Source organism: Curtobacterium sp. MCSS17_005 (genome assembly GCF_003234225.2).
GTDB classification, from domain to species: domain Bacteria; phylum Actinomycetota; class Actinomycetes; order Actinomycetales; family Microbacteriaceae; genus Curtobacterium; species Curtobacterium flaccumfaciens.
Window position 1 is genome coordinate 1,832,043 of record NZ_CP126258.1, and the last position, 21,475, is coordinate 1,853,517.

Consider the following 21,475-nt stretch of genomic DNA (forward strand, 5'->3'; position numbering starts at 1 on the left):
AAGGTCGTGCATGGACAAGCAGACGGACTTCGTGCTCCGCACCATCGAGGAGCGCGGCATCAAGTTCATCCGACTCTGGTTCACGGACGTCATCGGGACGCTGAAGTCGGTGGCGATCGCCCCGGCCGAGGTCGAGGGCGCGTTCGCCGAGGGCATCGGGTTCGACGGCTCCGCGATCGAGGGCCTCACCCGTTCGTACGAGGCCGACGTCCTGGCGCACCCGGACCCCTCGACCTTCCAGATCCTGCCGTGGCGCGGCGAGATCGACCCCACCGCGCGGATGTTCTGCGACATCACGACGCCGGACGGGCAGCCCGCCGTGGCCGACCCGCGCAACGTGCTGAAGCGCACCCTGGCGCGGGCGAGCGACCGCGGGTTCACGTTCTACACGCACCCCGAGATCGAGTTCTACCTGCTGAAGAGCCGCGAGTGGAAGGACGGCGGCCCGCAGCCCGTCGACCAGGCCGGCTACTTCGACAACGTCCCCGGCGGCAGCGCGCACGACTTCCGCCGCCGGTCGGTCCGGATGCTCGAGGACCTCGGCATCTCGGTCGAGTTCTCGCACCACGAGGCAGGCCCCGGGCAGAACGAGATCGACCTCCGCTACGCCGACGCACTGACGATGGCGGACAACATCATGACGTTCCGCACCGTGGTGAAGGAAGTGGCGATCGAGCAGGGCGTCTACGCGACGTTCATGCCGAAGCCGATCTCCGGCCAGCCGGGTTCCGGCATGCACACCCACGTCTCGCTGTTCGAGGGCGACCAGAACGCCTTCTACGAGGCCGGTGGCCAGTACCAGCTGTCGCAGACGGCCAAGCACTTCATCGCCGGCGTGCTCAAGCACGCGCCGGAGATCACCGCCGTGACGAACCAGTTCGTCAACTCGTACAAGCGGCTCTGGGGCGGCGACGAGGCCCCGTCCTTCGTGACCTGGGGCCACAACAACCGCTCGGCCCTGGTGCGCGTGCCGCTCTACAAGCCGAACAAGGGCCAGTCCTCGCGGATCGAGTACCGCGGCATCGACTCGGCGGCGAACCCGTACCTGGCGTACTCGCTGCTGCTCGCCGCCGGCCTCAAGGGCATCGAGGAAGAGTACGAGCTCCCCGCCGAGGCCGAGGACAACGTGTGGAGCCTCAGCGACTCGGAGCGCCGGGCCCTGGGCTACAGCCAGTTGCCCGCGAGCCTCGACCACGCCCTGAGCCTCATGGAGGACTCCGAGCTGGTGGCCGAGACCCTCGGCGAGCAGGTGTTCAACTTCGTGCTGCTCAACAAGCGGCAGGAGTGGAAGCGCTACCGCGACCAGGTCACCCCGTTCGAGCTCGACACCAACCTCGGCGCGCTCTAGAGCCGAGCGCCCTGACCCCTCGGGAGCACGTTCCACATGACCGGTCGGACGACGACGTCACGTTCGGAGCTGGCCCGTCTGGGGTTCGCCGAGCTGTCGGAGAGCCTCGAGCGGGCTGCCGACCTGGAGGCCCGGTTCGGCCCCGACGTGCCGCTGCCGGTCGCCGGGTCTGCCGCGCTCTGGGGCGGCACCGCTGATCCGGACGGCGCCCTGCGGATGCTCGAGCGGTTGCTCGAGCGCGCACCGGACGAGCTCCGCCCCGTCCTGACGGACGACGCCGCGACCGAGAGACTGATCCGCCTGCTCGGCGCCTCGATCGGCCTCGGGGAGTTCCTGCACCGGCGTCCGGCCGAGCTGGCACTGCTGCTCGAACCGGTCGGCGAACCGTGGTCGCAGGAGCGGTACACCGCGTCGCTGACCGAGGCCGTCGACGGCGCCACGGGTGAGGACGCCCGGATGCGCCTGCGCGTGCGCTACCGCCGGCACCTGGCCCAGATCGCCCTGTTCGACGTGCTGCACCCCGTGCCGACGGACGCGTTCCCGGCGGTGGCTGCCGGCCTCGCCGACCTGGCGGGAGCCACCCTCGACGTCGCGGTCGACATCGCCCGGCGCGAGGTCCCGTTCCCCGCGGCCGACGTCGCGGCGACCCCGCTCGCGGTGATCGCCATGGGCAAGGCCGGTGCCCGCGAGCTCAACTACGTCAGCGACGTCGACGTCATCTTCGTCACCGAGCCCACCGACGACGTCCCCACCGACCGGGCCGTGCTCGTCTCCACCCGCATCGCGATCGCCGCCATGCACGCGATCACCGACCTCGCCGCCGAGCCCGCCCTGTGGGAGGTCGACGCGAACCTCCGGCCCGAGGGCAAGGACGGCGCACTCGTGCGCACCCTCGACTCGCACGTGGCGTACTACGAGCGCTGGGCGAAGGGGTGGGAGTTCCAGGCGCTGCTCAAGGCCCGGCCGATCGCCGGGTCCGCCGACCTCGGTGCCCGGTACGCCGAGGCCGTCGCGTCGTTCGTGTGGAACTCCTCCACCCGTCCGGGGTTCGTCGAGTCGGTGCAGCGCATGCGCGAGCGGGTGACGGAGCACATCCCGGACGCCGACGTCGACCGCCAGCTCAAGCTCGGCCCCGGTGGCCTGCGGGACGTCGAGTTCACCGTGCAGCTCCTGCAGCTCGTGCACGGCCGTGACGACCCGTCCGTGCGGGTGCGGTCGACGCTCGAGGCCATGGACGCCCTGACCGACGCCGGGTACGTCGGCCGTGCCGAGGCCGCCCGGTTCGGCCCGGACTACGCCCTGCTCCGGGTGCTGGAGCACCGCATCCAGCTCCGGCGACTGCAGCGCACGCACCTCATGCCCTCCGACGAAGAGGAGCTGCGGGTGCTCGCCCGGTCGAGCGGTGTCGCCGCGTCGGCCCCGGCGCTCGAGGCCCGCTGGCGCGCCGTGAAGCTCGAGGTCCGCGGGCTGCACGAGCGCCTGTTCTACCGGCCGCTGCTGTCCGCGGTGGCCTCCACCGAGGACGAGATCGTCCTGACCAACGACCAGGTCGTCGACCGGCTCGCCGGTGTCGGGTTCGTCGACCCCGCCGGAGCCGTCGGCCACATCCGCGCCCTGACGCAGGGCACGAGCCGGCGCGCGGCGATCCAGCGGAACCTGCTCCCGGTGCTCCTGCGCTGGATGGCTGAGGGGCCGGCACCGGACCGCGCGCTGCTGGCCTTCCGCCGGCTGAGCGACGGCCTGGGGGAGTCGAGCTGGTTCCTCCGCATGCTGCGGGACTCGTCCGGTGCCGCACACTCGCTCACCACCGTGCTGTCCGAGTCGGCGTTCCTGTCCGGGCTGCTCGAGCGGTTCCCCGAGGCGGTCGCCTGGCTCGACGAACCCGAGGCGCTCCTGCGTCCGCGGCCGATCGACTCCCTGCTCGCCGAGATGACCGCGACCACCGCCCGGCACGGCAACGACGTGGACGGCTCCGCGGCGCTGCTCCGGTCGGCTCGACGTCGGGAGACCCTGCGGCTCGGCATGGCCGCCGTGCTCGGCTCCCTCGACGTCGACGGCCTGGGCCCGGCCCTGAGCGACGTCACCGAGGCGACCCTTGCCGGAGCCCTCGCGCTCGCCCGCCGTGACGCCCCCGAGGGCTTCGAGTTCGGCATCATCGCGATGGGCCGGTACGGCGGTCGGGAACTCGGCTTCGGGTCGGACGCCGACGTGCTGTACGTGTACCGGGCCCCCGACCTGGCACCCGAGATCGCGTCCCGGGCGGCCCAGACCGTCGTGCGCGAGCTCAACCGCCTGACCGAGGACACGATCCACCCGCTCGACCTCGACATCGACCTGCGCCCCGAGGGCAAGAACGGTCCCGTCGTGCGGACGCTCGAGTCCTACGGCGCCTACTACGCCCGCTGGTCGCTCACGTGGGAGGCGCAGGCGCTCCTCCGCGCCCGCGGTGCCGTCGGTGACGCACGGCTCCTTCGCGACTTCGAGCACCTCGCCGACCGCACCCGGTACCCCGAGCGGATCGACGACCACCAGGTGCGCGAGGTCCGCCGCATCAAGGCCCGCGTCGAGTCGGAGCGGCTGCCCCGCGGCGCCGACCCCGCCCGGCACCTCAAGCTCGGCCGGGGATCGCTCAGCGACGTCGAGTGGTTCGTGCAGCTCCTGCAGCTGCAGCACGCGCTCGAGATCCCGTCGCTCCGGACCACGTCGACGCTCGAGGCGCTCGACGCCGCGGTCGACGCCGGACTCGTCGGCGCCGAGGACGGCGAGCGACTCGGGGCTGCCTGGCGCTTCGCGTCGCGCACACGCAGCGCGCTCGTGCTGTGGTCGGGGAAGACCACCGACGTGCTGCCGGTGGACCGCGTCCAGCTCGAGGGCGTCGCCCGCCTGATGGAGTACCCGCCGGGCTCCGCGAGCCGCCTCGAGGACGACTACCTCGGCGTCACGCGGCGCGCACGACAGGTGTTCGAGCGCGAGTTCTACGGCGCCTGACCCGCCCGGACACGGTGCCTGGTCCGCCGCCGACGCAGCGCTGAGCACCTCGCGACACGCCCGAGCGTCCGCGGACGGACCCGCCCTGAGCAGCCGTCGAAGGTTAATTCTCCGTGTCGCGCGCCGTCCCCCGACGTCACCCCGTTCGTACCCCTGTTCGAAGCGGAGTACGGCTCGTTACCGCGCCGTGACCGAACTCCCACCGGACCGCCAGGGGACCATTTCCGGTGCCCCCCGGCACGCTCCGTGACCACCTGCTGACCGGGGCTTTCCGTTGGACCCGACCCGTGCCTCCAGGCCGCACCTGTCGCCCATCGGGGCGAGCCCGCTTCGAGGCACGGTCCGCAGGAGTGCTGTCAGCACGACGGGGGACCGCTCCGACCGGCCGAGAGGGGGACCAGTGTGTACCCCGTAACGCGGCCGTAACGCCCCCGGACGGGGGCCGCGTTGCGCGCGCGTTCAGGTTCTGCATCAATTGCATCACCCGAACCGGCCCTGATTCCCCGATGAAGCGGAATCTCCACCTCGAACGTTGAAGCAGGGATCAGTGTTCACCTTCATTCTGCAGATCAGGCAGATGGTCGAAGGGCACCCCGAGTTCTACCTGTTCGCCGTGTACTCCGCGGTGATCTGGTTGCTCTGGTTGCTCAAGGTCGTCATCTCCGCCCGCTACCGCCCCTTCACCGGCACTTTCGTCGGTACCACCAGCGTCGTCGTCCCCGTCGTGGACGAACCGCTCGACCTCTTCCGTGACGTCATCGGACGCATGGTCGAGCAGCAGCCCGGCGAGATCATCGTCGTCATCAACGGTGCTCGCAACGAGGCGCTCGAAGAGGTCTGCGACGAGTTCGCCCCGCTCGTCCGCTGGACCCACACGCCCATCCCGGGCAAGCGCAACGCCGTCAAGGTCGGCACCGAGATGTCCAACGGCGACATCACCGTGCTGGTCGACTCCGACACCGTCTGGACCCCCGGCGCGCTCGAGGAACTCCTCAGGCCGTTCGCCGACGAGTCCGTCGGTGGCGTGACGACCCGGCAGCGCATCCTCGAACCGGAGCGCAGCTGGATCACCCGCTGGGCCGACTGGCTCGAGAACTCGCGGGCGCTCTACTCGATGCCGGCACAGAGTGTCCTCGGGCAGATCGGCTGCCTGCCCGGGCGCACCATCGCGTTCCGCCGGAGCATCCTCATGCGGGTGATGGACCGGTTCATGCACGAGAAGTTCATGGGCGTGTTCCTCGAGGTCTCAGACGACCGGACGCTGACGAACCTCACGCTCAAGGAGGGGTACCGGACCGTCTACCAGTACACGTCGCTGGTCTACACGGACGCCCCGCTCCAGGTGAAGAAGCTGTTCAAGCAGCAGCTCCGCTGGGCCCGCGGCTCGCAGTACAACACGCTGCGGATGCTGCCCTGGATGCTCGGCCACGCCCCGATCCTGGCGGCGTTCTTCATCACCGACATCATCCTGCCGTTCATGCTCTTCGGCGTGATCGCCGGCTGGATCTACCGTGCCTTCACCGGCCAGGGCGAGAACCTGTACCAGGGCATCCTGTCGCAGTACGGCTTCTCGACCGGTTTCGTCTACGTCGCGGCGCTCATGGTGATCTCGAGCGTCCTGAGCATGGCGATCCGCCAGATGCGGCACCTGTCCGAGAAGCCGAGCGACTTCTTCCGCCTGCCGATGTTCATCATCGTGTCGACGTTCTTCCTGATGCCGATCCGGCTCATCGGCTTCTTCCGCCTGGCGCACGCGTCCGGCTGGGGGACCCGGGCCGGCGCCTACGCCGGTGGTCCGATGCAGGAGGACCCGGCGGACGCCGTCCAGCCGCTGTCCTCCACGGCGCAGATCCCGGTCAGCCCGATCGACGCCGAACGTGCCCGGATCAACGGTGCGGACGCAGGCTCGGCGGGATCGGGATCGGGTTTGCCCGCTCCGCTCGAGACCGTCGACCAGGTGGCCGTCGACCGTGCGTTCGACGAGCTCTTCGGTGCCGACGCGGCGACCAACTCCACCACCACCGTGCTCGCCACCCGCCGCGAGGCCGCAGCCGCGGTCGCGCAGCAGGAGGCCCAGCGAGCAGCCGCGCCGGCCCCCGCCCGAGCCCGCCGGTACAACCCGTACGCAGCGATCCCGTACGTGATCGGCATCGCGATCTTCGCCCTGGAGGCGTTCCTCATTGTCTGACATCATCCGTTCCTCGAGTGCTTGGTGGGCGCAGTCCAGCAAGCACGCCCGCCGGACGGCCATCGGCACGACGGCCATCGTGCTGGCGCTCGGCCTCATCACCTGGTCGGTGTGGATCTCGCCCACCGGCCCCGTCTCGACCGCCGTGCACCAGGCACTCGGCGTCGAGGCGCCGAAGGTCAAGAAGGTGTCCGCCGCCGAGTTGCAGACGCAGCTCGACGCCGCCCAGGAGCGCATCTGGTCGCTCGAGGGCAAGCTCGACTCCCGCACGGCCCAGGCCGGGTCGCGTGGCGACCAGATCTCGGAACTCAAGGCGCAGATCGCGTCGCTGCAGTCCCAGCTCGGTGCCGCGAAGGACTCGGGAGGCTCGTCGAACGTCAACGCCGCGGGTTCCGGCAGCGGTGGCTCGGGTTCCGGCGGGGCCGGCACCGGTTCCGCCGGCGGGTCCGGTTCCGGCTCGGGCTCGTCCAACAACGGGTCCGGCAGCGGATCGGGTTCCGGCAACGGATCCGGGTCCGGCTCCGGCAACGGTGGCGGCTCGAAGCCGAACCCCGGTCCCTCGACCGATCCGGGTGCCACCCCGATCGTCACGCCGACCAAGGCCGAGATCCTCGGCCAGCAGTCGCGCTGGTACGGCCTGTACACCGCGCAGTCCCCGTTCAACTGGGCCGAGTACGACGAGGTCTCCCGTCAGGTCGGCACCGCGTCGAACATGACGGGCTTCTTCCAGGGCTTCGACCAGGAGTTCAACGCCACCGCGGTGCAGCGCTCCTGGGCCAACGGTCGTGTCCCGCTCATGACGTGGGAGACGGTGCCGGCACAGACCGGCAACGACCAGAAGTACGTCCCCGGGTACACCAACGAGGACATCTCCGGCGGGTCGTTCGACGCCTACCTGACGAAGTACGCCAAGGCGCTGGCGGCCAACGGGCAGCCGATGGTCATCCGTCTCGATCACGAGATGAACGGCTCCTGGTACAACTGGTCCGAGGGTGACGCCCAGAAGAACCCGGCCGGCTCCTACAAGAAGATGTGGAAGCACGTGCACGACGTCTTCCAGGCGAACGGCGCGAATCAGTACGTCATCTGGGACTGGTCCCCGAGCCGCATCGACAAGCTCGGCAACACGAAGTACCAGACGCTCGACTACATGCAGCAGTACTACCCGGGTGCGGACTACGTGGACTGGGTCGGCATGAGCGGCTACTACCGCGACGCCACCGAGCAGCCGACGTTCGCCACGACCTTCGGAGCGACGCTCGCGCAGCTCCGGCAGATCGCGCCGGGCAAGGGCATCATGCTCAACGAGATCGGGGCGACCGAGACCGGCACCAGTGTCGCGAACCCGCAGAAGACGCAGTGGATCAACTCGCTCTTCGATGCGCTGGCGGACCCCGCCAACAAGGACATCGTCGGCTTCGCGTACTTCAGCGAGACCGCGACCACCATCATCGACGGCAAGCGCACCACGAACGACTGGCGTCTCAACTCCCGCGCCGATTCCCTCAAGGCCTTCGCCGAGGGCATCAAGCGCAACGACATCGACTACGACCTGCAGGAGGTTACGCAATGAGCGAGTCCAAGAAGTCGACCGCATCGGCCGACACCCGCCCCGCACCCGTCATCAGCGTCATCGGCACCGGCTACCTCGGCGCCACCCACGCGGCCGCCATGGCCGAGATGGGCTTCGAGACCATCGGTGTCGACATCGACCCGTCGAAGCTCGCCGCACTGTCCGCCGGTGAGGTCCCGTTCTTCGAGCCCGGGCTGCCCGAGCTCATCACGAAGCACGTCGCCAGCGGCAAGCTCCGCTTCACGGCGGACATCGCCTCGGCCGTGGCCGCTGCGGACGTCCACTTCGTCTGCGTCGGCACCCCGCAGAAGGCCGGATCGCACGCGGCGAACCTCGCCTACGTGGAGAGCGCCACCCGTGGCGTCGCCGAGAACCTCACCCACCCGGGCCTCATCGTCGGCAAGTCGACGGTCCCGGTCGGCACCGCCTCGCGACTCCGCGGCATCGTCCGCGAGTTCACCCCCGCCGGCATCGACGCGGAGCTCATCTGGAATCCCGAGTTCCTGCGTGAGGGCAAGGCCGTCGAGGACACCCTGCACCCGGACCGTCTGGTCTGGGGTGGAGCCTCCGAAGCCGCCGACGCCGTGATCCGCGAGGTCTACGCCGCGCCGATCAGCGAGGGCACCCCGGTCATCACCACCGACCTCGCCACCGCGGAACTCGTCAAGGTGAGCGCCAACGCGTTCCTCGCCACGAAGATCTCGTTCATCAACGCGATCTCCGAGATGTGCGCCATCACCGGCGCCGACGTCTCCACGCTCGCCGATGCCCTCGGCCACGACGCCCGCATCGGCCGCAAGTTCCTGAACGCCGGCCTCGGCTTCGGCGGCGGCTGCCTGCCGAAGGACATCCGGGCGCTCATGTACCGCGCGAACGAGATCGGCGCGGGCCAGGTCGTCGGCCTCATGCAGCAGGTCGACGAGATCAACATGGGGCAGCGCCAGCGGGTCATCGACATGGCGATCGACTCGGCCGGGGGATCGGTGCTCAACCGTCGCGTGGCCGTCATCGGTGCCGCGTTCAAGCCCCTGACCGACGACGTCCGGGACTCCCCGGCGCTGAACGTCGCCGCCGCGCTGCACCTCCGCGGCGCCCAGGTGACGCTCTGGGACCCCGAGGCGATGGAGCCCGCGAAGCGCTCGTTCCCGACGCTGAGCTACGCCGCCTCGATGACGGACGCGATCGAGGGCGCCGACGTCGTCCTCGTGCTCACCGAGTGGGACGACATCATCACCGCCGACCCGGTCGCCCTCGGCGACCTCGTCGGGCGCCGCGTCGTCATCGACGCGCGCAACTGCCTCCCGGTCCTCGACTGGGTGAAAGCGGGGTGGACCGTCCGTTCCCTGGGACGTCCCACGCCGGTCACGGGTGCACCCGTGAGCGTCGCAGCGGGGACGAACGACGCGTTGGCCACGAGCCGCTAGTCACCGTTCGCGAGACGGGGTCCGTGCCGGGCGGCGCGGGCCCCGTTCCCGTGCGCCCGGGGCCTGTTCTGTCCGGGCGGTTCCGGGCGTACCTGGTCGAATCGGGCGTACCTGGTCGGATCGGGCGTCCCTGGTCGACTCGGGCGTCCCTGGTCGGAAGTTCTGATCAGGGACGCCCGATTCCGCTTTCCAGTCCGGCTGCGATGGGAAGGAACGTGCGTCGCGACCGCCTGGAGGCCCGGTACCCGCCCGCCGGACCGGCACCGGGCCTCCAGGCGGTCGCGTCCGCACCCCGCGCGCACGGTGGCAGCGTCCTCTCGCGCTGAGCGACACCTCACGGGCGGCGCAGCCCGTGCGGTGTCGCCCAGCCCGAAACGTGGCCGGCACGGCGAAGGGCCCCGCACCTGACGGTGCGGGGCCCTTCGTGGCGAGCAGGGAACTCAGACGCCGAAGTACAGCTCGTACTCGAACGGGTGCGGGCGCTGGGCCAGCGGGAGGATCTCGTTCTCACGCTTGTAGTCGATCCAGGTCTGGATGAGGTCCTCGGTGAAGACGTTGCCCTTCGTGAGGAACTCGTGGTCCGCCTCGAGCGCGTCGAGCGCCTCGTCGAGGGAGCCGGGGACCTGGGGGATGCCCTTTGCTTCCTCGGGCGGGAGCTCGTAGAGGTCCTTGTCCACCGGCTCGTGCGGCTCGATGCGGTTCTGGATGCCGTCGAGGCCCGCCATCAGCTGCGCGGCGAAGGCGAGGTACGGGTTGCCGGAGGCGTCGGGCGCGCGGAACTCGATGCGCTTGGCCTTCGGGTTGGTGCCCGTGATCGGGATGCGGATCGCCGCCGAGCGGTTGCCGGCCGAGTAGACCAGGTTGACCGGGGCCTCGAAGCCCTTGACCAGACGGTGGTACGAGTTGATCGACGGGTTGGTGAAGGCGAGCAGCGCCGAGGCGTGCTTCAGGATGCCGCCGATGTACCAGCGGGCGAGGTCCGACAGACCGCCGTAGCCGTTCTCGTCGTAGAAGAGCGGCTTGCCGTCCGACCAGAGCGACTGGTGGGTGTGCATGCCCGAGCCGTTGTCGCCGAAGAGCGGCTTCGGCATGAACGTGGCGACCTTGCCCCACTGGTCGGCCGTGTTCTTGACGATGTACTTGAACTTCAGGATGTCGTCCGCAGCGTGGACCATCGTGTCGAACTTGTAGTTGATCTCCTGCTGGCCGCCGGTGCCCACCTCGTGGTGCGAGCGCTCGAGCTCGAAGCCGGCGTCGATCAGCTTGAGGGTGATGTCGTCGCGCAGGTCGGCGGTCTTGTCGACCGGCGACACGGGGAAGTAGCCGCCCTTGTACGGGGTCTTGTTGGCGAGGTTGCCGCCCTCTTCGTCACGACCGGTGTTCCAAGCGCCCTCTTCGGAGTCGACCGCGTAGAAGGACTCGTTCTGCGTGACCGAGTAGCGGACGTCGTCGAAGATGTAGAACTCGGCCTCGGGGGCGAAGAACGCGGTGTCCGCGATGCCCGTCGACGCGAGGTACTTCTCGGCCTTCTTCGCCACCTGGCGCGGGTCGCGGCCGTAGATCTCGCCGTTCCGCGGGTTGTAGATGTCGAAGATCATGATGAGCGTGCGCTCGGCGCGGAACTGGTCGACGTACGCCGTGGTGACATCGGGGATCAGCTGCATGTCGGACTCGTGGATCGACGCGAAGCCGCGGATGGAGGAGCCGTCGAACAGCTGGCCGACCGAGAAGAAGTCCTCGTCGACGGTGGATGCCGGGATGTTGAAGTGCTGCTGCACACCGGGCAGGTCCGTGAAGCGGATGTCGAGGAACTTGACGTCGGTGTCCTTGATGAAGGCCAGGACCTCGGAGGAATCGCTGAACATGGGGCCGATCTCCAATGGGTTGGGTGATGTCGGAGGCACCGGTCAAGGCACCTCCGACGAGGCTATTGACACGGGGTTTCCCGGACATGACTGGTTTGTTTCGGGCGTGTTACGCCCGGGCCGTCGCCTACGCTGGGGACCATGGCCCGCAGCACTCCCAGTCCGTCCGCGCCTTCCGAGCACCCGGACGGATGGCCGGGCAAGGACCTCGGGCTGCCCGAGTCCGGGCCCCGGAGTGTCGGGCGGATCGGGCGGCGGGTCGTCGCGCTCCTGATCGACGGCGCACTTGCTGACCTGGTCGCCTACGTCACCGGGGTCTGGTCGCCGGTGAACGGTTCGGGCGACATCGCGCACTCCTGGGTGCAGATCGCCATCTTCGCCGTGCTGCAGATCGTGTTCATCTGCCTGCTGTCCGGGTCGTTCGGCCACATCTGCGTCGGACTGCGGGTCGTCCCGATGCGTGGAGGCTACGTGGGGGTGTGGCGGCCGATCCTCCGGACGGTGCTGCTCTGCCTGGTGGTCCCGGCGCTCATCATCGACCGCGACAGCCGGGGTGCGCACGACCGCATCGCGGGGACGGTGCTCGTCCGCCGCTGATCGCGTCGGCCGCGGGTGCGGCGCGCGGGCCGTGGCTCTCGTCCGCGCCCTCGCACCGTGCGAGGTTGCTCATCGGGTGCGAGCTTGCCTGCCCGGTGCGCCGTCGGAGTCTCGCACCGAGCCGACAACCTCGCACGGTTCAGGGCCGGTGCCGCGCCGTCGCACCGTGCGAGGTTGCGCGCCGGGCCTCCGCCGCTGGCCCTCGCACCGTGCGAGGTTGCTCATCGGGTGCGAGCTTGCCTGCCCCGTGCGCCGTCGGAGTATCGCACCGAGCCGACAACCTCGCACGGTTCAGGGCCGGTGCCGCGCCCTCGCACCGTGCGAGGTTGCGCGCCGGGCCTCCGCCGCTGGCCCTCGCACCGTGCGAGGTTGCTCATCGGGTGCGAGCTTGCCTGCCCCGTGCGCCGCCGGAGTCCCGCACCGAGCTAGCAACCTCGCACGGTGCGGCGAAGGTCGCACGGTGCGGGCCTCGCGCACACCCCGGCCCCGCGGCCTCCGCACACGAGAACGCCCCCGACCAGAACTGGTCGGGGGCGTCCTCGTGTGCGGCGGACTTCGGTCAGCGCGGCCGTCCGGCGCGGGCCCGCATCGGGTCCATGCCCTTCGGGATCGAGGCCGCTGGGCTCTGCGTCAGCGAGTCGAGACGGTTCGCGACCGCCAGGACCTCGTTGCGGTTCAGCGACTTCTTGAGCTTGTTCATGGCGCGGGGCAGCTTGTGCAGCGTCAGGCTCTCACCGGTGCCGTCACCCACGTGCAGCACGTGCACGGCGACGTTCGGGACGATGCGCTGGACCTTGCGGCGCTCCTCGTCGACCTGGCGGTTGAGGTTGCCACGCTGGCCCTCGGTGATCAGGACGACCCCCGGGCGACCCACGGCGCGGTAGACCGCTGCCTGCGAGCGCCCGTGCACCGCGACCGGCATCTCGCTCGAGCGCCACTGGCGACGCAGCGAGTTCGACAGCACGGCACCGACGGCGCCGGGCTGGCCTTCGATCTGCGAGTACGCGGCACGCTCGGCCAGACGACCCAGCACGATGAGGAAGAGCAGCACACCGAGCAGCACACCGGCGACGATCCACAGGATGATCGCGAGCCAGTTCTGCCCCGGCAGGAGCAGCGCCAGCAGGACACCGAGGACGACCGGACCGACGAAGGCGAGGGCGAACCACCAGACCGACGACGGGTCGGCCTTTCGGGTCATCTGGAAGACCTGGAACATCTGCTTGAGACGCCCCGGCTCCTTCGCCTTCTTGTCTGTGGAAGAGCTGCGTGCCATGCGAACAGGATACGGCCTCCGTGCGCCGGGGGAGACCGTCGCGTGTCCGGCTGTGCGCGAACACGTCTTGTCCACAGGTGGTGCGGGAGAGCCTGGAGGCCCACCGCGCCACCGCCACGCTGGTCACCATGGAGACGAGCACCGACCACCACCCGGATCGCTGGATCGCAGCGGGCGACGAGCACGACGTGCTCACCTGGGTCGCCGACCGCTCCGCGGCCGCCGAGCGCCACCTCGTCCCGGTGGCCGCGGTCGGTCGGACCCCGACGGGGCGTCTCGTGGTCGACCTCGACCGGCCCACGGGCACGCCGCTCGTGCCGGCACTCGACCGGCTCGGCACCCCGACCACCGGGGTCGCGGTGACCCTGACGGTCCCGCTCCTGGAGCTCCTGGTGGCGGTGCACGACGGCGCGGTCCTGCTCGGTGCAGCCAGCATCGACGACGTGCTGGTGGACGACGCCGGCGCCGTCGTGCTCTGCGACCGCCCGACGAACGCGACGAGCCCGACGGACCAGACAAACACGACGACCCCGACGCGCACCGCACACCCGACGCGCACCGCGCACTCGACCGACGCGACCCGGACCCTCGTGCTCGCAGCCCGGGCGGTGTGGGACCGCGTCGACCCGACTGATCCCGCCCAGCAACCGGTGCTCGACGCGCTGCAGGACGCCGTCGACGGCGACGGGCCGAGCGCACGAGCAGCACTCGACGTCGTCCGTGCCGCCGCCGCGCCCCGGCCGTTCCGCTGGACCCCTGTGCCGAGCGACCTCGTGTTCGCCGCACCGCCGACACCGGACGGGCAGGACGGACTGTTCGAGCGCCTGCGGGACGTGGTCGAGCACGGGGTCCCGCTCGGAGCCGCACGACGACTCCCGCTCCGCCGCGTGCTCGTGGGACTCGTCGTCGCCGTCGGGTCGGTGGTCGCCGCCCTGACCATGCTCGGCGGCGGGTGACGCGGCGGGTGACGCGGCGGGTGACGCCGATCCCGCCCCGGAACGGGAACGGCCCCGGCTCCCACGAGGGGAACCGGGGCCGTCGGCCGTGCTGCTGGTGATCAGTACCCGAGGTTCGGGGCGAAGTTGCCCTCTTCGAGACGGTTCTTCACCGCGACGAGGTACCGCGAGGCGTCTGCACCGTCGATGATCCGGTGGTCGTACGACAGCGCCAGGTAGACGAACGAGCGGATGGCGATGGCCTCCTGGCCGTCGACCTTCACGACCGCCGGGCGCTTCGTGACGATGCCGGTGCCGAGGATCGCCGACTGTGGCAGGAACACCACGGGGGTGTCGAACAGCGCGCCACGCGAACCGGTGTTGGTCAGCGTGAACGTGCCGCCAGCGAGCTCGTCGGGCTTGAGCTGGTTGTTCCGGGTGCGCTCGGCGAGGTCCGCGATGGACTTCGAGAACTGCGCCAGGTCCAGCGAGGCCGCGTCCTTGATGACCGGGGTCAGCAGGCCGCGCTCGGTGTCCACCGCGATGGAGACGTTCTCTGTCTCCGGGTAGACGATCTCGTCGCCGTCGACCGTGGAGTTGATCTTCGGGTGGGCCTTCAGTGCCTCGGACGCCGCGAGGGCGAAGAACGGCATGAAGGAGAGCTTCGAGCCGGTCTTCTCGAGGAACTCCGCCTTGTGGGCGTCACGGAACTGCGCCACCTTCGTGACGTCGACCTCGACGACGCTCGTGAGCTGTGCGGTCGAGGTCATCGACTGCACGGCACGCTCGGCGACCACCTTGCGCAGGCGGGTCATCTTCTCGCGGGTCCCGCGCAGCGGCGAGACCTCGGCGACGAACGGGCCGGACGCGGCGGCGGGTGCTGCTGCGGCCGAGGCGGCCGGGGCCTTCGCGGCGGCGGCGAGGACGTCCTCCTTGCGGATGCGCCCCCCGACACCGGAACCCGTGACCGTGGACAGGTCGACACCCTGCTCGTTGGCGAGCTTGCGCACCAGCGGGGTGACGTAACCGGAGGCTGCGCCGTCCTGCGTGGGGTTCGGCACCGCGGCGGCGGCCGTGGCGCTCGGCGCGGATGCCGGAGCCGGCGCGGCTGCCGGAGCGGCCTGGGCCGGCACGGCAGCCGGCGGAGCGGCTGCGGGCGGCGGGACCGGCGCGGCGGCCGGGACCGGCGCTGCCGCGGGCGGGGCGGACGGTGCCTGCGGGGCGGCGGGCTGCGTCTGACCGGCGGGAGCGGGCTCGGGCTCGGTGGGCTCGGGCGCGGGGGTCTCGGCCTCCTGCTCCGTGCTCGGAGCGGCCTCGGGCTCCTCCGCCTCGGCAGCGGCGGCGTTCGCGTCGGAGGCGCCGGACGAGTCCGATCCGCCGTCCGACGAGCTGGAGCCGTCACCGATCTTCACGAGGGCGGTGCCGACCTCGACGGTCTCGTCCTCCTGCACCAGGATCTCCTCGACGACACCGGCGATCGGCGACGGGATCTCGGTGTCGACCTTGTCGGTGGAGACCTCGAGCAGCGGCTCGTCGACCTCGACCCGGTCACCGACGTTCTTCAGCCATCGGGTCACCGTGCCCTCGGTGACGCTCTCGCCGAGCGCCGGGAGGTTGACGGATTCGCTCATCGGGTGGACTCCTCTTCGCGGGGGATTGCAGTGGTTGTTGATGTCATTGTCACAGTGCGCTGCCCGGTGCCGGTCACAGCGCGTGCAGCGGCTTGCCCGCGAGGTGCAGGAACGCCTCGCCGAGGGCTTCGTTCTGGGTCGGGTGACCGTGCACCAGGGGAGCGATGTCCTCCGGGTAGGCCTCCCAGTTCACGGCGAGCTGGGCTTCGCCGATGAGCTCGCCGACGCGGGCGCCGATCATGCTGACGCCGACGACGGGGCCGTCCACGACGCGCACGACCTTGACGGAGCCGGAGGTCCCGATGATGTGGCTCTTGCCGTTGCCGGCCAGGTTGTACTCGTACGAGTCGACCTTGTCGGCGCCGTACTGCTCCTCGGCCTTGGCCTGCGAGAGCCCGACCGACGCGACCTCGGGGTCGGAGTAGGTGATCTTCGGGATGTTCTTGTCCTCGATGACCACCGGGTTGAGGCCGGCGATCTCCTCGGCGACGAAGATGCCCTGCTGGAAGCCGCGGTGCGCGAGCTGCAGGCCGGGGACGATGTCGCCGACGGCGTAGACGTTCGGGATGTTCGTGGCGAGACGCTCGTTCGTGGTGACGAACCCGCGGTCCATCGCCACGCCGACCTCGTCGTAACCGACGTTCTGCGTGACCGGGCCACGGCCGACGGCGACGAGCAGGACGTCACCGTCGAAGGTCTTGCCGTCCTCGAGCGTGACGACGACGCCGTTCTCGTGCTGCTCGACGCCCTGGAACCGGACACCGAGCGAGAACTCGATGCCGCGCTTGCGGAACGCACGCTCGAGCTGCTTCGACATCGACTCGTCCTCGGCGGGGACCAGGTGCGGCAGGCCCTCGACGATGGTGACCTCGGCCCCGAAGGACTTCCAGACGCTGGCGAACTCGACGCCGATGACGCCGCCGCCCAGGATGACGACCTTGTTCGGGACGTAGTCCATGCGGAGCGCGGTCTCGCTGGTGATCACGCGGCCGCCGATCTCGAGCCCCGGCAGGGACTTCGAGTAGGAGCCGGTCGCGAGCACGATGTTCTTGCCGGTGACGGTCTGGTCGCCGACCTGCACGGTGTTCTGCGAGGTCAGACGACCCCAGCCCTCGACCACGGTGATGCCGCGGGCCTTGATCAGGCCCTGCAGGCCCTTGTACTTGGAGTTGATGACGCCCTGCTGGTAGTCGATCACCTTGGGCACGTCGACCCCGGCGAACTCCGCGATCACGCCGTACTTCTCGGCGTCACGCGTGCCGTCGGCGATCTCGGCGGCGTGCAGCAGCGCCTTGGTCGGGATGCAGCCGCGGTGCAGGCACGTCCCTCCGAGCTTGTCGCCCTCGATGAGCGCGACGCTCATGCCGAGTTCGGCGGCCCGGAGCGCAGCGGCGTACCCACCACTCCCGCCACCGAGGACAACGACGTCGTAAGTCTGTTCCGTCACCTGGTGCAACTCCCTCGTGCGTGTCGGGCCGATCGGGCCCTACGTGGACACCGCGGAGGGCGGCGTCCGACGGTCGGACCGCGTGGTTCCGGTCCCGTCCCGTGCAGTACCGGTGGGAGGCGCGTCGGTGCGCCGATCCCACCGGTACCAAACCTACTACTCGGACTGGAGGTCTTCTGCGAGAGCGATGAGCGTCCGGACCATCACACCCGTCGCACCCTTGCCCAACCAGGCGTACCCGCCGCCCGTGTTCTCCGACGGACCCGCGATGTCGAGGTGCGCCCAGGGGACACCCTCGCCGGCGAAGCGCTCGAGGAACTTGCCCGCGAGCAGCATGCCGCCGGCCGGGTTGCCGACCGTGGCGTTGACGATGTCGGCGACGTCGCTGGACAGTCGTGCCTCGAGTTCCTCGGGCAGCGGCATCGGCCAGATCGGCTCCGAGACGCCCTCGGCGACGGCGCGGACCTTCGCGACGAGGTCGTCGCTGCCCATCAGGCCGGTGGTGCGGTCGCCGAGCGCGACGACCTGGGCGCCGGTCAGCGTGGCGACGTCGACGAGCGCGTCGGGCTGCTCGAGCGACGCGGCGGCCATCCCGTCGCCGAGCACCAGGCGGCCCTCGGCGTCGGTGTTCGTGACCTCGACCGTGGTGCCGTTCTTCAGCGTCAGGACGTCGCCCGGGCGGGTCGCGGTGCCGGAGGGCATGTTCTCGGCGAGGGCGAGCCACGCGGTCACGCGCACGTTCAGCCCCAGGCGGGCGGCGGCGACGGTCGCGGCGAGCACCGTGGCGGCACCGGTCATGTCGGTCTTCATGCCGAGCATCGACGCCGCGGGCTTGAGCGAGAGGCCGCCCGAGTCGAAGGTGATGCCCTTGCCCACCAGGGCGAGGTGCTTCGTGGCGGACTCCGGCGCGTACCGGACGACGACCAGGCGCGGGGGACGCGCCGAACCGCGGCCGACACCGAGGATGCCGCCGAAGCCCTGCTCCTCGAGCGCCTGCTCGTCGAGGACCTCGACGGTGAGCGGCAGGTCCGAGGCGAACCCGGTCGCGACGTCGGCGACGTCCTGCGGCCCGAGGTCGCCCGCGGCGGTGTTCACGAGGTCGCGCACGAGCGACGCGGCGTCTGCGACGATCGCGGGGCGCACGGCGGCGTCGGCTGCGACGTCGGCGGGGGCGACGACCTCGATGCGCTGGTCGCCGCGGGCCGGGGCCTTGGTGCCGGTGCCCTTGTGCCGGGTGAAGGCGTACGCGCCGAGCGCCGCGCCCTCGAGGGCGGCGTCGACGAGCTCGGCCGAGTCGGTGGGCAGGGCGAGCGTGATCGAGTCGACGCGGGGGAGCTGTCGCACGGCGCTGCCGGCCGCAGCGCGGATCGCCGCGGCACCCGTGGCGGAGCCGAGCCCGATCAGCGCGACCGACTTCGCACCGACGCCGCTGGCGGGCAGGCGGACGAGCTGGTCCTTCGCGCCGGTGACCCCGATCGCGGCGAGGTCGAGGCCGGCGAGGGCATCGAGCGTGCCGAGGGCGGTGGGAGCGAGCACGGCGGTGCTGTCGGCCTCGCCGGACGAGCCCGGGCGGACCCCGACGACGAGCACGTCGGCGGTGGTGGTCTCGGGGGGTGAACTGGTGGTGGAGAGCGTCGGTCGGACCATGCTCCAACCCTACCGACGGCCTGTTCGCTGTCGGCGTGGTCGTCGCGCACCGGGGACGTCGGAGGCCCCGCCTAGCATGGGGACGGTGAACCACCCCGAGGAGCTCTACACGTTCGACGCGGACGCCCCGACCGTGCCAGCAGGGTTGCACCTGATCGCCGGGCTGACCGGCTTCGCCGATGCCGGATCGGCCGTCGCGCAGGTGACGAACTCGATCCTCGAGGACCTCGACACCGAACTCGTCGCCGAGTTCGACCCGGACGTGCTGCTCGACTGGCGGGCCCGTCGCCCGGTCATCACCTTCGAGCACGACCACATCAGCGCCGTCGAGCCGCCCCGTCTGGCCCTGCACCTGGTGCGCGACGAGATCGGCCAGCCGTTCCTGTTCCTGTCGGGCTACGAGCCGGACTTCCAGTGGAACCGCTTCGTCCGCGCAGTCACCGGGCTCGCCGCCGACCTGCAGGTCGCCGACACCACGTGGGTGCAGTCCATCCCGATGCCGGTCCCGCACACCCGTCCGATCAGCCTGACCGTCTCCGGCACCCGGGCCGACCTCGTCGAGCAGATGAGCGTCTGGAAGCCCGAGACCCAGGCGCCGGCGAACGTCCTGCACCTGGTCGAGCACCGCCTCGCCGAGACTGGTGCCCAGGTCACCGGGCTCGTGCTGCTCGTGCCGCACTACCTGTCCGACACCGAGTTCCCCGACGCCGCCGTCGCAGCCCTGTCCGGCATCGCCGCCGCGACCGGGCTCATCTTCCCGACCGACGCCCTGCGCGAGTCGGGTCGCGAGTTCCTCACCCGCGTCGAGGAGCAGGTGGCCGGCAACCCCGAGCTGCAGCGCCTGGTCTCCGTGCTCGAGGAGCGGCACGACACGTACATGGAGGGCAACCCCGTCGCATCGCCGCTCACCGGCGTCGACGGCGAGGTGCCGACCGCCGACGCCATCGCGGCCGAGCTCGAGCGCTTCCTCGCCGACCGGCGCACCCAGGGCGACGCGACCGACTGACCGTCGCGGGATCCGGACGTCCCCACAGGGCGGCCTGGAGGCCCGTGGCGGCCCCGCACCGCGCCTCCAGGCCGCCCTCCGGTCGCCCGCACGACGTGACGCGCGTCGACGACGCTCGTCGCGCATCGACGCGGGGACGCGTCGGTAGCCTGGTCCGGTGAACTCCCGTCGTGCCTTCCTGATCTGGGGCGTCGCGGTCCTCGCGTACGTCCTCGCCGTGGTGCAGCGGTCCTCGCTCGGGGTGTCCGGCGTCGACGCGCAGGACCGGTTCGCCGTCTCCGCCGCGGTCCTGTCCACCCTCGCCGTCGTGCAGATCGCCGTCTACGCGGGGCTGCAGATCCCGGTGGGGATCGCCCTCGACCGCGTGGGCCCCCGCCGGCTGGTGCTCCTCGGCGCCGCGCTGCTGGTCGTCGGACAGGCGATCGTCGCGGTGTCCCCGTCGATCGGGCCGGCGATCGCGGGGCGGGTGCTCGTCGGTGCCGGTGACGCGATGACCTTCATCTCGGTGATCCGCCTGGTGCCGATGTGGTTCAGCGGCCGGATCCTGCCGCAGATCTCGCAGTGGACGGGCAACCTCGGGCAGATCGGCCAGATCCTGTCGGCGTTCCCCTTCGCGGTGCTCCTGCACACGGTGGGCTGGACCCCGGCGTTCGGCGTCGCGGCCGCGGCCAGCGCTGTCGGCCTGGTGCTCGCCGCGGTCTTCGTGCGGAACGGTCCCGTGCCGGTGCGGACGGACACCATCCCGCTGCCGCACTCGTGGGGTGCCGCGTTCAGCACCTTCGGGCACGCGCTCCGGCGCCCGGGCACGCAACTCGGGTTCTGGTCGCACTACGTCACCCAGTCCTCGGGCACGGTGTTCTCGCTGCTGTGGGGCGTGCCGATGCTCCGGGGGCTCGGGTACTCCCCGGGTGAGGCAGCGGGGTTCCTCACGATCATCGTGGTCGTCGGGTTCGTCGCCGGTCCGGTGCTCGGCGTGCTCTGTGCGCGGTTCCCGATGCGTCGGTCGAACCTGGTGCTCGGCGTGGTCGTCCTGCTCGCGGTGCTCTGGACGGCGATCCTGCTCTGGCCCGGGCACCCGCCGACGTGGTTGCTCGTGCTGCTCGTCGTCGCGATGGGGATCGGCGGGCCCGGTTCCCTGATCGGTTTCGACTTCGCCCGGACCTTCAACCCGGTCGGATCGCTCGGCTCGGCGAACGGCGTGGTGAACGTCGGCGGGTTCCTGGCGGCCTTCGTGATGATGTACCTGATCGGCGTCGTCCTCGACGTCGCTGCGCGGGCTTCGGGCACCGAGGTGTTCGCCTGGGAGAACTTCCGGATCGCCCTCACCGTGCAGTACGTCGTGGTCGGTTTCGGCGTCGGGATGCTCCTGCACGCCCGCCGTCGGACCCGCCGCGTGCTGCACTCGGAAGAGGGAATACGCGTCGGGCCACTCTGGGTTGCACTCGTTGCACGCCTGCGGAAGCGGCACGTGCAATAATGATCACGGACCCGTTCGGGACCCCTGTCTGTCGGAACACTTCGGTGCGCCGGTGAACTCGGGGGACTTGACA

Annotated in this window: 14 protein-coding genes; 9 read left to right on the top strand and 5 right to left on the bottom strand. The window is 70.6% G+C overall.

Going from position 1 to position 21,475, the window contains the following annotated elements; genetic code table 11:
* Window positions 1–10: 10 nt before the first annotated feature.
* The 5 genes from glnA (DEJ20_RS08865) (at window position 11) to DEJ20_RS08885 (ending at window position 9,521) form a co-directional block, all read left to right on the top strand.
* Window positions 11–1,348, top strand: a complete 1,338-nt coding sequence (glnA, locus tag DEJ20_RS08865) for a type I glutamate--ammonia ligase (RefSeq protein WP_027465449.1) — start codon at window positions 11–13, stop codon at window positions 1,346–1,348.
* A 36-nt stretch (window positions 1,349–1,384) separates the two neighbouring features.
* Window positions 1,385–4,336: a bifunctional [glutamine synthetase] adenylyltransferase/[glutamine synthetase]-adenylyl-L-tyrosine phosphorylase gene (locus DEJ20_RS08870; protein ID WP_111235932.1), complete on the top strand. Its 2,952-nt coding sequence runs from the start codon at window positions 1,385–1,387 to the stop codon at window positions 4,334–4,336.
* A 547-nt stretch (window positions 4,337–4,883) separates the two neighbouring features.
* Window positions 4,884–6,524, top strand: coding sequence for a glycosyltransferase family 2 protein (locus tag DEJ20_RS08875; protein ID WP_111235931.1), 1,641 nt, complete (start codon window positions 4,884–4,886; stop codon window positions 6,522–6,524).
* Window positions 6,517–8,097 carry a glycoside hydrolase family 26 protein gene (locus tag DEJ20_RS08880; RefSeq protein WP_111235930.1) on the top strand — a complete coding sequence of 527 codons (1,581 nt, stop codon included), beginning with the start codon at window positions 6,517–6,519 and terminating at the stop codon, window positions 8,095–8,097. Before DEJ20_RS08875 ends, DEJ20_RS08880 begins: the two co-directional genes overlap by 8 nt.
* The gene (locus DEJ20_RS08885; RefSeq protein WP_111235929.1) at window positions 8,094–9,521 is read left to right on the top strand and encodes a UDP-glucose dehydrogenase family protein; all 1,428 of its coding nucleotides are present in this window, start codon (window positions 8,094–8,096) and stop codon (window positions 9,519–9,521) included. The genes DEJ20_RS08880 and DEJ20_RS08885 overlap by 4 nt, the downstream gene beginning before the upstream one ends.
* Window positions 9,522–9,961: 440 nt before the next feature.
* On the opposite strand, the gene glnA (DEJ20_RS08890) is transcribed toward DEJ20_RS08885, so the two are convergent.
* Window positions 9,962–11,386, bottom strand: coding sequence for a type I glutamate--ammonia ligase (gene glnA, locus DEJ20_RS08890; RefSeq protein WP_027465453.1), 1,425 nt, complete (start codon window positions 11,384–11,386; stop codon window positions 9,962–9,964).
* Between the two features lie 141 nt (window positions 11,387–11,527).
* Between glnA (DEJ20_RS08890) and DEJ20_RS08895 the strand changes: the two genes are divergently transcribed.
* Entirely contained in the window at window positions 11,528–11,983 is a 456-nt protein-coding gene (locus tag DEJ20_RS08895; RefSeq protein ID WP_071244549.1) for an RDD family protein, read from the top strand.
* Window positions 11,984–12,542: 559 nt separating this feature from the next.
* Here DEJ20_RS08895 and DEJ20_RS08900 read toward each other — a convergent pair.
* Window positions 12,543–13,259, bottom strand: a complete 717-nt coding sequence (locus DEJ20_RS08900) for a DUF4191 domain-containing protein (protein WP_111110728.1) — start codon at window positions 13,257–13,259, stop codon at window positions 12,543–12,545.
* Between the two features lie 128 nt (window positions 13,260–13,387).
* Here DEJ20_RS08900 and DEJ20_RS08905 point away from each other — a divergent pair, with 128 nt between their 5' ends.
* Window positions 13,388–14,215, top strand: coding sequence for a hypothetical protein (locus tag DEJ20_RS08905; RefSeq protein WP_146245458.1), 828 nt, complete (start codon window positions 13,388–13,390; stop codon window positions 14,213–14,215).
* Window positions 14,216–14,316: 101 nt separating this feature from the next.
* Here DEJ20_RS08905 and sucB read toward each other — a convergent pair whose 3' ends face one another.
* The 3 genes from sucB to DEJ20_RS08920 form a co-directional block, all read right to left on the bottom strand.
* Entirely contained in the window at window positions 14,317–15,825 is a 1,509-nt protein-coding gene (gene sucB, locus DEJ20_RS08910) for a 2-oxoglutarate dehydrogenase, E2 component, dihydrolipoamide succinyltransferase (RefSeq protein WP_111235927.1), read from the bottom strand.
* A 73-nt stretch (window positions 15,826–15,898) separates the two neighbouring features.
* A complete protein-coding gene (lpdA, locus tag DEJ20_RS08915) occupies window positions 15,899–17,272 on the bottom strand; it encodes a dihydrolipoyl dehydrogenase (RefSeq protein ID WP_027465458.1) in 1,374 nt (457 codons plus the stop codon).
* A gap of 156 nt (window positions 17,273–17,428) precedes the next feature.
* The gene (locus DEJ20_RS08920; RefSeq protein ID WP_111235926.1) at window positions 17,429–18,919 is read right to left on the bottom strand and encodes a leucyl aminopeptidase; all 1,491 of its coding nucleotides are present in this window, start codon (window positions 18,917–18,919) and stop codon (window positions 17,429–17,431) included.
* A gap of 76 nt (window positions 18,920–18,995) precedes the next feature.
* On the opposite strand from DEJ20_RS08920, the gene DEJ20_RS08925 reads away from it, so the two are divergent.
* The gene (locus DEJ20_RS08925) at window positions 18,996–19,925 is read left to right on the top strand and encodes a proteasome assembly chaperone family protein (RefSeq protein WP_027465460.1); all 930 of its coding nucleotides are present in this window, start codon (window positions 18,996–18,998) and stop codon (window positions 19,923–19,925) included.
* 157 nt (window positions 19,926–20,082) lie between these two features.
* Window positions 20,083–21,402 carry an MFS transporter gene (locus DEJ20_RS08930; RefSeq protein ID WP_071403956.1) on the top strand — a complete coding sequence of 440 codons (1,320 nt, stop codon included), beginning with the start codon at window positions 20,083–20,085 and terminating at the stop codon, window positions 21,400–21,402.
* Window positions 21,403–21,475: the final 73 nt, after the last annotated feature.

What these genes read in the sequence shown, in the direction of transcription:
- DEJ20_RS08925 (WP_027465460.1), top strand. Translation starts at nt 18,996, where the DNA reads ATGGGGACGGTGAACCACCCCGAGGAGCTCTACACGTTCGACGCGGAC.
- DEJ20_RS08920 (WP_111235926.1), bottom strand. Translation starts at nt 18,919, where the DNA reads ATGGTCCGACCGACGCTCTCCACCACCAGTTCACCCCCCGAGACCACC.
- DEJ20_RS08870 (WP_111235932.1), top strand. Translation starts at nt 1,385, where the DNA reads ATGACCGGTCGGACGACGACGTCACGTTCGGAGCTGGCCCGTCTGGGG.
- sucB (WP_111235927.1), bottom strand. Translation starts at nt 15,825, where the DNA reads ATGAGCGAATCCGTCAACCTCCCGGCGCTCGGCGAGAGCGTCACCGAG.
- DEJ20_RS08885 (WP_111235929.1), top strand. Translation starts at nt 8,094, where the DNA reads ATGAGCGAGTCCAAGAAGTCGACCGCATCGGCCGACACCCGCCCCGCA.
- glnA (WP_027465449.1), top strand. Translation starts at nt 11, where the DNA reads ATGGACAAGCAGACGGACTTCGTGCTCCGCACCATCGAGGAGCGCGGC.
- DEJ20_RS08905 (WP_146245458.1), top strand. Translation starts at nt 13,388, where the DNA reads ATGGAGACGAGCACCGACCACCACCCGGATCGCTGGATCGCAGCGGGC.
- glnA (WP_027465453.1), bottom strand. Translation starts at nt 11,386, where the DNA reads ATGTTCAGCGATTCCTCCGAGGTCCTGGCCTTCATCAAGGACACCGAC.
- DEJ20_RS08900 (WP_111110728.1), bottom strand. Translation starts at nt 13,259, where the DNA reads ATGGCACGCAGCTCTTCCACAGACAAGAAGGCGAAGGAGCCGGGGCGT.
- DEJ20_RS08895 (WP_071244549.1), top strand. Translation starts at nt 11,528, where the DNA reads ATGGCCCGCAGCACTCCCAGTCCGTCCGCGCCTTCCGAGCACCCGGAC.